Source organism: Malaciobacter sp. (genome assembly GCF_055140965.1).
In genome coordinates, this window is record NZ_JBSRRO010000034.1 from 17,104 (window position 1) to 28,592 (window position 11,489).

10 protein-coding genes are annotated in these 11,489 nt (G+C 24.4%); all 10 read left to right on the forward strand.

The annotated features are described in order from the left end of the window. On the forward strand, window positions 1-363 hold the full coding sequence (locus tag ACTCCZ_RS10080) for a diacylglycerol kinase (protein ID WP_079580098.1): 363 nt from the start codon (window positions 1-3) through the stop codon (window positions 361-363). Next, a complete protein-coding gene (locus tag ACTCCZ_RS10085) occupies window positions 356-1,141 on the forward strand; it encodes an RIO1 family regulatory kinase/ATPase domain-containing protein (protein WP_079580099.1) in 786 nt (261 codons plus the stop codon). The genes ACTCCZ_RS10080 and ACTCCZ_RS10085 overlap by 8 nt, the downstream gene beginning before the upstream one ends. Further along, window positions 1,138-3,141, forward strand: coding sequence for an LTA synthase family protein (locus ACTCCZ_RS10090; protein ID WP_079580100.1), 2,004 nt, complete (start codon window positions 1,138-1,140; stop codon window positions 3,139-3,141). The genes ACTCCZ_RS10085 and ACTCCZ_RS10090 overlap by 4 nt, the downstream gene beginning before the upstream one ends. Continuing rightward, the gene (locus ACTCCZ_RS10095) at window positions 3,138-4,310 is read left to right on the forward strand and encodes a glycosyltransferase (protein ID WP_079580101.1); all 1,173 of its coding nucleotides are present in this window, start codon (window positions 3,138-3,140) and stop codon (window positions 4,308-4,310) included. The genes ACTCCZ_RS10090 and ACTCCZ_RS10095 overlap by 4 nt, the downstream gene beginning before the upstream one ends. Further along, a complete protein-coding gene (locus tag ACTCCZ_RS10100) occupies window positions 4,310-5,296 on the forward strand; it encodes a polysialyltransferase family glycosyltransferase (protein ID WP_079580102.1) in 987 nt (328 codons plus the stop codon). Before ACTCCZ_RS10095 ends, ACTCCZ_RS10100 begins: the two co-directional genes overlap by 1 nt. Beyond that, complete coding sequence (locus tag ACTCCZ_RS10105; protein ID WP_079580103.1) at window positions 5,293-6,036, forward strand: glycosyltransferase family 2 protein; 744 nt, start codon at window positions 5,293-5,295, stop codon at window positions 6,034-6,036. Before ACTCCZ_RS10100 ends, ACTCCZ_RS10105 begins: the two co-directional genes overlap by 4 nt. Next, entirely contained in the window at window positions 6,026-7,126 is a 1,101-nt protein-coding gene (locus tag ACTCCZ_RS10110; RefSeq protein WP_079580104.1) for a glycosyltransferase family 4 protein, read from the forward strand. The genes ACTCCZ_RS10105 and ACTCCZ_RS10110 overlap by 11 nt, the downstream gene beginning before the upstream one ends. Before the next feature lie 36 nt (window positions 7,127-7,162). Further along, window positions 7,163-9,472 (forward strand): 3-deoxy-manno-octulosonate cytidylyltransferase, encoded by a 2,310-nt coding sequence (kdsB, locus tag ACTCCZ_RS10115; RefSeq protein ID WP_079580105.1) that lies wholly within the window; start codon window positions 7,163-7,165, stop codon window positions 9,470-9,472. Further along, a complete protein-coding gene (locus ACTCCZ_RS10120) occupies window positions 9,473-10,930 on the forward strand; it encodes an MBOAT family O-acyltransferase (RefSeq protein WP_079580106.1) in 1,458 nt (485 codons plus the stop codon). After that, window positions 10,896-11,489, forward strand: a 594-nt coding sequence (locus ACTCCZ_RS10125) for a hypothetical protein (protein WP_463187307.1), incomplete at its 3' end; no start/stop codon positions are given. The genes ACTCCZ_RS10120 and ACTCCZ_RS10125, both read left to right, overlap by 35 nt.

The window sequence follows — 11,489 nt, forward strand, 5'->3', positions numbered from 1 at the left end:
ATGAATAATAAACCCAAATATCATCTTTTTAAAAATACAAAATATGCCTTAAGTGGATTAAAACATGCTTTAAAAACAGAAAACTCTTTTAGATTAGAGCTTTTTTGTGCAATTTTTATTATAGCTGGAATTTTAGTTATTGATGCAAGTTTGACTTATAAATTAATACTTTTAGTTACTGGAATTTTAGTTTTAATAGTTGAATTAATAAACTCTGCTATTGAAAATGTAGTAGATTTAGTGACAAAACAGTTTGCACCTTTAGCAAAAACTGCAAAAGATATAGGCTCAACTGCTGTTATGTTTACAATAATTTTACATTTAGTGTGTTGGATTTTAATTTTATGGGAAGTATATGCTTGATTTAATCAGTTTTGTAAAAGAACAAAATCTTTTAAATAAAGATAAAGAGATTTATTCACTAGTTTTTCAAGATAAAAAGTATTGGGTTAAAAAAGCAAGACCTACGATGTCATCTTTAAGTCATAAACTATATTACAAAATATTTAAATTAGAGATAATTACACCAGTTGAGTTTAAAAGTGCAAAAGAAGCATTAGAGTTTGAAACATCTAAATTAAAAAGATTTGAAACATTAGGTATAAATGTACCTAAAGTAGTTTATAAAGAAGATGATTTTTTTGTTTTAGAAGATAGTGGACGAACTATACATTCACATATTAGAAAAAAAGATACTAAAAAAGAGGATATTTTCTTTTTTATTCCTAAAGCAATTGAGACTATTGCACAAATACATAATTGCAATGAGTATCACGGCGGAGCTCAATCAAGAAACTTAACATACAAAAATAATAAAGTATATGTAATTGATTTAGAAGATAGCTTTGATAAAAATATTGATTTAAAAACTTTGCAATATAGAGATTTTTTACTTTTTTTGTTATCTTTAACAAAAATAAAAGCAAATGTAGAAATAGATTATGAAGATATTATTGATAACTATATAAATTTAACAAAAAACTACGACTTTAAATCAAAACTAAATAAACTTGCAAAAAAAATATCAATTTTAATAAAATTAAGTAAAATAAACTTTATTAATAAATTTTTAGGAAGTGATGTTAAAAGCTTTTTTAAACTATTTGATAGTTTATATAATTTGAAAATGGATAAAAAATGAATAAAATAATTATCTCAAATGTACTAAATATTTTTAAAAAGCTTTTACTGGCACATATACTATTTTTAGTTTTTATGTCAATTTTTAGACTTGTCTTTTTTAATTACTATTCTTCACTTAATAGTTTAGAGGGTTTGTACTTAGATATATTTAACGCTTTTTTTCTTGGTTTTAGGATTGATTTAACTGTTATTGGCTATATTCAAGCAATACCAACAATAATTCTTATAATATTATATTATGTAAAAAAAGATATGTTATTAACATATTTTGAAAAGTTTTTAGTTTATTATCTTTTTATTTGTTATTTTGTAGTAAGCCTTTTTTTATGTGCTGATTTTGGGTTTTATTCATACTTTAAAGAGCATATTAATATTTTATTTTTTGGTCTTTTAGATGATGATACTAAAGCTTTGATGATTACTTTTTGGCAAAATTATAATGTGATTTTAATTTTAGCTATTTTCTTTGCTTACTTAAGTTTTTTATTTTATTGTATAAAAAAGATTTTTGATATTAAAAATAAAAACTATAACTCTTTTTTTGGTCTTAAAATTTCAGCGCTTATTTTTCTTATTTTATTTATATTGAATTTTCTAGCAATAAGGGGTACTTTTGGTATGTATCCTTTAGGAAAAATGATTCCAAATATATCAACAAATGAGTTTATAAATAAAATATCACATAATGGGTTTAGAGCTTTTACAAATGCTTTAAGTGCAAGAGAAAAATATCTTATGAAAAAATATGATTTATTAAAAGCTACTGGATATAAAGGAAATATTGAAAAAGCATTTGAAGTTTATAAAGGAACTAGTGATATAAATAAAAATGAACTACTAAAAAATATAACATATAAAACGAAAAAAATTGATGATAAAGAGTATAATGTTGTTGTAATTATGGTAGAAAGTTTTGGAATGCCAATACTAAAATATCAAAGTGAAGAATTTAATATTTTAGGTGAATTAAAAAAGCATTTTGATGAAGATACTTTATTTACAAATTTTATATCAGCTGGAAATGGAACAATTTCAAGTTTACAAGCAATGCTTTTAAATATACCTCACCGTCCTGGCTCTTTTGCATTTTCACAATCTATTTATAAGCAAACTAGTTTTACATATAGTCCTGCATTTTTATATAAAGATTCTGGTTATGAAACAAGTTTTATTTATGGTGGTGATTTAACATGGAGAAGTTTAGGGCAGTTTATAAAGTATCAAGGCTATGATAATGTTGAAGGTAAAATTAATATCTTTAATCACCTAGAAGATGTTACAAAAGATAAAGATGAATATTTTCATCCATGGGGGATTTTTGATGAATATTTATATTCACATATATTAAAAAAGCTTGAGAATTCAAATAATAAACAGTTTATAGTAGCACTTAGTACAAATAATCATCCACCTTATAATATACCAAATGATTACAACTCTAAAAGTTTAACTTACAATGAAGAAATAAAAAATCATATTACTGGAGATTTTGAGTTAGCAAAACAAAGGTTTGCTTCATATGCGTATGCAGTAGATCAAGTTGGAATATTTTTAGATAAGTTTAAAAAGTCTAAATTTAAAGATAATACAATAGTTGTAGTAACAGCTGATAATAATACAATTGATGGAATTATGAAATATGATGAAAATGAGATTTTGAATTCTAGAAATATTCCATTGTATTTTTATTTACCTGAAAGTTTAAAGAGCAAATTAAATATTGATACAAAAGTTGCGGGTTCACACAAAGATATTTTTCCTACACTTTATAATTTAACTTTAAAGAACAAAAAATATCTTTCTATAGGAAAAAATCTTTTTGACTTAAGCCAAGAGCATTTTGGATTTAATGGCGCTTTAGTAGTTAATTCAAAGGATGAAGCTAAAAAATTTAAAAGTTTAAGTATCAAAAATGAACCTATGCTTGAGTATTATAAGGCCTGTTTAGCAATTTCAGAATTTTTAATAAAAACAGAATATAAAAAAGGTAAAAAGTGAGAATAGCAGTTGTTGTTAGAAGTTTAAAATTTGGTGGAATGGAAAGAGCTGCATGTAATCAAGCAGATGCTTTTTTTCAAGCAGGTCATGATGTTGATTTAATATATTTCAGTAACAAAAATAAAACTATTGCTCCTAAAGAAAAAGGCGTAAATATTTATTTTATGGATATAAATAAAATTATGAAAAAAAGTTTTTCTGGATTCTTATGGAATTTATTTTCAAAAATAATGAATATTTTTTTAAGAGGAACTTACCCGTTATTTAAAGGTTTTTATACAAGCTCTATTTTTGAAAAAGAATTAAAGAAACTAGAAAATGGTAAGCCTTATGATTTGATTTTAGTAAGAGGTCAAGGCTCTTTTGAACAACTTTGGAGATTTAAAGATTCAAGAGTTATTAGAATAAGTGTAAATGTTTCTACTAAAAAAACTTCTTCAATTAAAGATAAAATAATTAGTAAAGCTTATTTTGAAAATGTTCATTTAAATTGTAACTCCGAAGGTGGAAAATATTTTTTTGAAAGAAAGTTAAAAAGAGAAAATGTAAAACCCTTATCTTTAAAAGCAATTAGAAATCCTTTTTTTAAAGAAAAGATAATTTCAATGGCAAAAGAAAAAAATGATGAAATTCCTAATGAACCTTATATCTTAGGTGTAGGTAGGCTAGTCAATGCCAAAAATTTTGAACTTTTAATTGATACATATATATATCTAAAAAATAATTTTAATTTTGATTATAAACTAGTATTAGTTGGAGATGGATCATCTCGAAAGGCTTTAAAAAAGAAAGTATTAGATAGCAAACTACAAAAAGAAGTTATATTCGCTGGATATCAAAAAAATCCGTACAATTGGATGAAAAATGCAGAAATGTTTGTACTAACGTCAAAATTTGAAGGTTTGTGTGGAGTTTTGATTGAGGCTATGTGTTGTCAAACAAGAATTGTTGCAAGTAAATCTCCTGGTGGAGTAAAAGAATTGATGAGTGGTAAGAATATGAAAGAAAACTTAGTAGAGCCAGAAGCTAATAGATTAGCAGAACAAGTAATAAAAGTAATAAAACAAGAAAAAGAGTTTTATTTTGATGACTACAGTAAAATGTTAGCTACATTAGAGCCATCTTTTGTTGTAAAGCAGTGGCTCGAATATACAAAAAGAGAATTTTAATGAATAATTTATTTGTTATAACTACACCTTTTCAACTGCTAGGAGCACTTGAAGCAATTGAAAAATTTAATCTTAAAAAAAACCTTTTAGTAATAATTGATAATAATCTAGAAAATAATTCTAACCAAATTACATATTTATTAGAAAATAATAATCAATATTTTGATACAATTACCAGGCATGGACAAGGAAATAAAAGTAAATTTTTTAAAAATATTAAGTTAGTAAAGAATTTAAAAAAAAATAGTTTTGATAATATTTTTATTGGAGATATTGGTTCAATTCAAAAAATTATAATATCTAATATAGAATCTAATCAAATATTTCTACTTGATGATGGGGCTAAAACTATACTTATTCATAAAGCTTTAAAAGAAGGAAGAAATATTTTCAAAAGTAAAGGATTTAGGAAATTAAGATTTAATTTAGTTGGTCTAAAAACATCAACAGAAAAAGTGATTAATATTTTTACTTTTTTCAATTTGTATAAAATAGATAATAATCAAATAATAAATCATAATTTTGAAAAATTAAAGAAAATATACAAACTTAAAGATAAAAAAATTGAAAATAAAGTTTATATTTTGGGGCAACCTCTTATTGAAAACAAAATAGTTAAAAATAAAGCTTATGAAGATTATATAAATTTTATAATAAATAAACATAATGATTGTAAAGTTTATTACTTAATGCACAGAAGAGAAGAGAAAGAAAAATTATTGTCATATAACTTGATAAAAGAGATAAATGTAATAGAAAGTACTCAACCTGGAGAGTTTTTCTTTCTAAATTTAGATCATAAGCCAAAAGCTATTTACGGTATAAATACTACACTTTTGTTTTCTTTAGTAAATATATTTGATGACTTATTAATCTATTCATATTTATTTAAACAAGAAGATATATTGAGAAATAAAGAATGGTTTAAGGAATCTATAAAACATTTTGAAAAAAATAGAATAAGAATAGAAAAAGGTAATATTTGAAAATAACAGCAAATATAATAACACTTAATGAAGAAAAAAATATAAAAGAAGTTATAAAATCAGTACAAACAGTATGTGATGAAGTTTTGGTTATTGATTCTTTAAGTAGTGATAAAACATGTGAAATAGCAGAGAGTTTAGGTGCAAAAGTTATAAAGCAAGAGTATTTAGGTGATGGTCCACAAAAGGCATTTGGAGCTCCATTTGCAAAAAATGACTGGGTTTTAAGTATAGATGCAGATGAAAGATTAGATTTAAATGCAATAGAAGAGATTAAAAAACTTGATTTAGAAAATACAACTTTTGATGCTTTTTCTTTTGCAAGAAAAACTTATGTTGGAAATAATTTTATAAAGCTTTGGTATCCAGATAGAGTTACAAGATTATATAATAGAAGAAAATGTGCTTACTCAACTGCAAAAGGTCATGCAAAGGTAGAAACGCAAAATATTTGTGATTTAGAAGCTGATATGTTACATTATTCATATGAAGATTATATACATATGATAAGAACAACTGAAAAGTTTATTAAAAGAGGTGCCGTTTTAGCATATGAAGATGGCAAGCGTGCAAATGCTTTTGATCCTCTTATTCATGGAGTTGGAGCACTTTTTAAAACATTGATTTTAAAAGGTGGTGCGTTTCATGGAATAAATGGTTGGAATGTTGCTATTGTATCTGCTTTTAGTTCTTATATGAAATATGCAATTATGCTAGAAATGCAAAAAAATGAAAAATAAGAATATTTTAGAAGTTTGTTTATCTCCTGATTTAGGAGGCTTGGAACTTTATATGAGTAATTGTTCAAAGTATTTATCAAAAGAGTTTAATGTATATAATGCAATTTCAAAAAATTCAAAGCTTGAAAACTATTTTAAAAATGAAAAAAATATTTTCATATTAAAAAGAAAAAGTAGCTTTTCTTTATATTTGGCTCTAAAGCTTGCAAAGATTATCGATAAACAAAGTATTGATATTATTCATCTTCATTGGACAAAAGATATTCCAATTGTAGTATTTTCAAAAAAATTATCAAAAAGAAAACCAAAAATTGTACAAACAAGACATATGACAATGACAAGATTTAAAAATGATTTTTATCATAAGTTTTTGTATAAAAATATTGATATAATTATTTGTGTAACAAAAGCTTTACAAGAGCAAGTTAATAAATTTATTCCTAAAGATATTAGACCAAGAACTAAACTTTTATATCTTGGAGCAAATGAAAGTAAAGCTTTAAATGATGAACAAATAACAGAGTTTAAAAAAGAGTTAAAAGTAGAAAACTCTTTTATGCTAGGACTTATTGGAAGAATAAATGAGTTTAAAGGACAACATTTACTTATTGAAGCTATGAATTTGCTAAAAGAAAAAGAGTTAGATATCAAAGCTTATATCATAGGACATGCTATGAGTGAAGAGTATTTAGAAAAGCTAAAACAAAAAGTTATAAAATATGAGTTAGAAGAGCAAGTTTTATTTGTAGGTTTTACAAATGAACCTTCAAAATTCATGCAAGCTTGTGATGCAGTTTTGATGACTTCAAAAAATGAAACTTTTGGATTAGTTACAATTGAAGCTATGCGAAATGGTACAGCTGTTATTGCTTCAAATTCTGGTGGTGTTTTAGAAATAATTGATGATGAACAAACTGGACTTTTATTTGAAAGTGGAAATTTTGAAGATTTGACTTTAAAAATAGAAATGTTATATAAAGATGATATTTTAAGGGAAAAACTAGCTTGCTTTGGACAAAAAAAAGCAGAAGAACAGTTTGATAATGAAAAACAGTTTAAAAAATTAATAAATTTTTTTAAAGAAGTTTAGTTAGCATAAATTAAATATTTATAAAAAGGAAAAGTTTTGAGCATTAAAATTTTAGATTGTACTTTAAGAGATGGTGGATATATTAACGATTGGAATTTTAGCAATCAGCAAATTAAGAAAATAATTAAATCTTTGGATGATTCAAATGTTGATATTATTGAATGTGGATACCTTAATTCAAAAGATGGGAAGGACTCAAACTCTACTTTATTTAAAGACTTAAAGCAGATTGATGATTTTATTAATGTTTCAAAAGATTCTAAAAAAGTAGCAATGATAAACTTTTTGGATTTTAACCCTAAAGATTTACCTTTATCAAAAGATACTTCAATTAAAGGTATCAGACTAGCTTTTCATAAAAAAGATATAGAACAGGCTCTAAAAAGTGGGAAAGAGATAAAAGAAAAAGGATATGAACTTTATTTTCAACCTATGATTACTAAAAATTATAGTGATTTAGAGTTTTTAGAAGTTTTAGAAAAAGTAAATAAGCTTAATCCTTGTGCTTTCTATATTGTTGATAGTTTTGGTTCAATGAGTTTAAAAGAGTTTACAAGATATGTAAACTTAGCTGATAATAATTTAGCTGAAGAGATAGCATTAGGTTATCATTCTCACAATAATATGCAACTTGCTTTTTCTAATGCAATTAGTCTTTGTATGGCAAGATTAAATAGAGATATAATTTTAGACTCAAGTATTTATGGAATAGGAAGAGGAGCAGGAAATTTAAATACCGAACTTATTTTTGACTTTATGAACAAAACTTTTAATACAAACTATCAAACAATACCATTATTAGAAGTTATTGATGATTTCTTAAACTCTTTAATGCATGAAAACCCTTGGGGCTTCTCTCCTGCACAGTTCTTATCTGCAGCATTCAATTGTCATCCTAATTATGCAACATATTTAATTAATAAAAATACTAAGCATATCACAGAAATAAGTCAAATACTTAGTCTTGTACCAAATAAGAAAAAATCAAGCTTTGATAAAAGTTTTATAGAACAAATTTATTTAGATAATTATGTAAATTCTCCTAAAAGTAATTTAAATAATGAATTTGAATTTGATACAAATAAGAAAATACTTTTGATTGCTTCTGGAACAAGTATAAATGATTATGAAACAATAATAAAAAATAAGATTTTAAGTGGTGAATATATTACTGTAAGTTTAAACCATAATTCAAAGTTTGAATCAAATTATTACTTTTTTACAAACCAAAAAAGGTATAATGAATTTTCTCAATCAATTGATTTGTCTAAAACAATTATTTCAAATAATATTCAATCTTTACATAATGTATTCTCAACTATAGATCTTAGTAAATATTCATCTTTTTCAAATCAAGTTTTTACAAATGTATCTTTAATTGCTATTAATATGTTTTTGCAAAAAGGTTTTAAAGAAGTAGAAATAGCTGGTCTTGATGGCTATAATACTGATAACATGGAAAACTATAATTATCATGAAACTACACAAATACATGATAAGAAAGCCTTACAAGATGAGAATCAAACTTTATTAGTAGGACTTAGAGCTTTAAATGAAAAGATATTAATTCATTTTGTAACTCCTTCCTTATTTAAAAGAGAATTGAAACTTAGTATTATTGGTGTAATTCCTGCAAGATATAAATCAAGTAGATACAAAGGTAAGCCATTAGCTTTAATTAATGGTATTCCTATGATAAAAAGAACATATGAACAAGCAAAAAAATCAAAACTACTAGATGAACTTGTTGTTGCAACAGAACATATAAAAATAAAAGAGTATTGTGAAAGTGAAAATATACCAGTTATTATGACAACAGATAACTGCTTAACAGGTACTGATAGAATTGCAGAAGTAGCTCAAGAAAAACATTTTGATTTATATGTAAATATTCAAGGAGATGAACCTGTAATTGATCATAAGAGTATCGATGAGGTTGTTAATGAATATAAACTTTATCAAGATGAATATGTAGCATATAATCTTTATAAGATAATTGATAATGAGACTGAAGTAAATGCAAATACTATTATTAAAACAATAGTAAATGAAAAAGATGAACTAATGTATATGTCTAGATTAGGCGTACCTTTTAATAAATCAGAAAAAAAAGCTAAATATAAAAAACAAGTATGTGTTTATGGCTTTACAAAAAAAGCACTTGAATTATTTTCCTCAAGAGATAAAACTTTAAATGAACAATTTGAAGATATTGAGATTTTAAGATTTGTTGATATGGGGTATAAAGTTAAAATGAAAGAAACATTTGTTGATTCAATTGCCGTTGATATTCCAGAAGATGTAAAAAAAGTTGAAGAGTTTATAAAAAGACGAGGTTTAAAATAATTGTTATTTAATAGTTACGAATTTATATTTGCATTTTTACCCTTAGTATTTTTTATCTATTTTTACCTAAATAGTAAAAGATTAGTAGTAGGAGCAAAAGGCTTTCTTATATTTGCAAGTTTGTTTTTTTATTCATGGTGGAATGTAGTATATTTACCAATAATACTTAGTTCAATGCTATTTAACTATATAATAGGAAATAGCTTATCAAAAAAAGAGTATAAAAATAGTTTTAATAAAAAATCAATATTAATCTTTGGAATAGTATCAAACCTATTATTGCTAGGATACTTTAAATATGCAGACTTTTTTATAGAGAATGTAAATTTAATAAGTGGTGCAAATATAGAACCACTAAACTTATTATTGCCACTAGCTATTTCATTCTTTACATTTCAACAAATAGCATATCTAGTAGATAGCTATAGAAATGAAACAAAAGAGTATGACTTTTTAAATTATGCACTGTTTGTGACATTTTTTCCTCAATTAATAGCAGGACCAATTGTACATCATAAAGAGATGATGCCACAATTTGCTAGTCGTTGGAATCTAGTAAAAAGATATAAAAATATAGCTCTGGGACTATTTATATTCTCAATAGGACTATTTAAAAAAGTAGTAATAGCAGATACCTTTGCAGTATGGGCTAATAATGGGTTTGATAAAGCAGAAACATTAAATTTATTAGAAGCATGGGCAACAAGTCTTAGTTATACATTTCAACTATATTTTGATTTTAGTGGATATACAGATATGGCAATAGGTATAGCATTACTGTTTAATATAAAACTTCCTATAAACTTTAACTCTCCATATAAAGCCTTGGATATACAAGATTTCTGGAGAAGATGGCATATAACTCTTTCAAGGTTTTTAAGAGATTATGTATATATTCCATTAGGTGGAAATAGATTAGGGAACTTTAGAACATATGTAAACTTACTTGCAACATTTATAATAGGTGGATTGTGGCATGGAGCAGGATGGACATTTATATTCTGGGGATTTTTGCATGGAATGGCATTAGTTATAAATAGAGTATGGCAAAGTTTAGGGTTTAGATTTCCAAAAGTAATAGCATGGTTTATAACATTTAACTTTGTAAATATAGCATGGATATTCTTTAGGGCAAAAGAGTGGGATGATGCTATAAAAGTATTTGAAGGTATGCTTGGAATGAATAAAATAGTTATATCTGATAAATATCAAGAAAAATTACATTTTCTATCTGATTATGGATTAGAGTTTGGAAATTGGTTACATAATATCGATGGAAATAAAAGTTTTTCATGGATAACTATTTCTTTTATTATTATATTATCATTTAAAAATACTAATCAAATACAAGATTCTTTTTCAACAAATATTTATTATTTATTTATTTTTATATTTATTATTTTAATTTCGTTAGGAGCATTAAATGAATTTTCTGAATTCTTATATTTTAATTTTTAATTTAAAAATTAAAAGTATAAACTATTTAAGATTGTCACTATTTATTATATTACTTTTTTTAATAATAGCATTTATTTTAAATAGATTAGATTTAAATATTAGTGACAATGATATTATTAAAAAATTTCAATTAAAAAAAATAGAAAAAGATAATTTTAAAAATGTTGATACTATTGTTGTTGGAGATTCATCAGCGGGAAATTCATTTGATTCTAATTACTTTTCTAAAATTTCTGAGCTAAATACGAAAAATTTATCATTAACAGGAAGTTGGGGAATTATTGGTAGTTTAGGAATTATAAAAAAATCATTAAAAAAAAACAAGAATATAAAAAATATTATTATTATACAAACTTTAGATATTTTAAGCAGAGATTTTTCAAAACAATCAGTTCTAGAGTTATATGATATAGAAGAGATAATATCTATTTTAAGTATAGAAGAACTAATAGCTTATATGTTTAATATAAAAGAACTTTGGTGGCATCTTAAATATATGATAAATGAGGATTTTTCAGTAAGAAAAGAAATTGATTATCGTTCGGACTATCTTAAGCAA

Bases quoted from the DNA above. Each gene is read 5' to 3' on its own strand.
- ACTCCZ_RS10080 (WP_079580098.1), top strand. From the start codon at position 1: ATGAATAATAAACCCAAATATCATCTTTTTAAAAATACAAAATATGCC.
- ACTCCZ_RS10085 (WP_079580099.1), top strand. From the start codon at position 356: ATGCTTGATTTAATCAGTTTTGTAAAAGAACAAAATCTTTTAAATAAA.
- ACTCCZ_RS10090 (WP_079580100.1), top strand. From the start codon at position 1,138: ATGAATAAAATAATTATCTCAAATGTACTAAATATTTTTAAAAAGCTT.
- ACTCCZ_RS10100 (WP_079580102.1), top strand. From the start codon at position 4,310: ATGAATAATTTATTTGTTATAACTACACCTTTTCAACTGCTAGGAGCA.
- ACTCCZ_RS10110 (WP_079580104.1), top strand. From the start codon at position 6,026: ATGAAAAATAAGAATATTTTAGAAGTTTGTTTATCTCCTGATTTAGGA.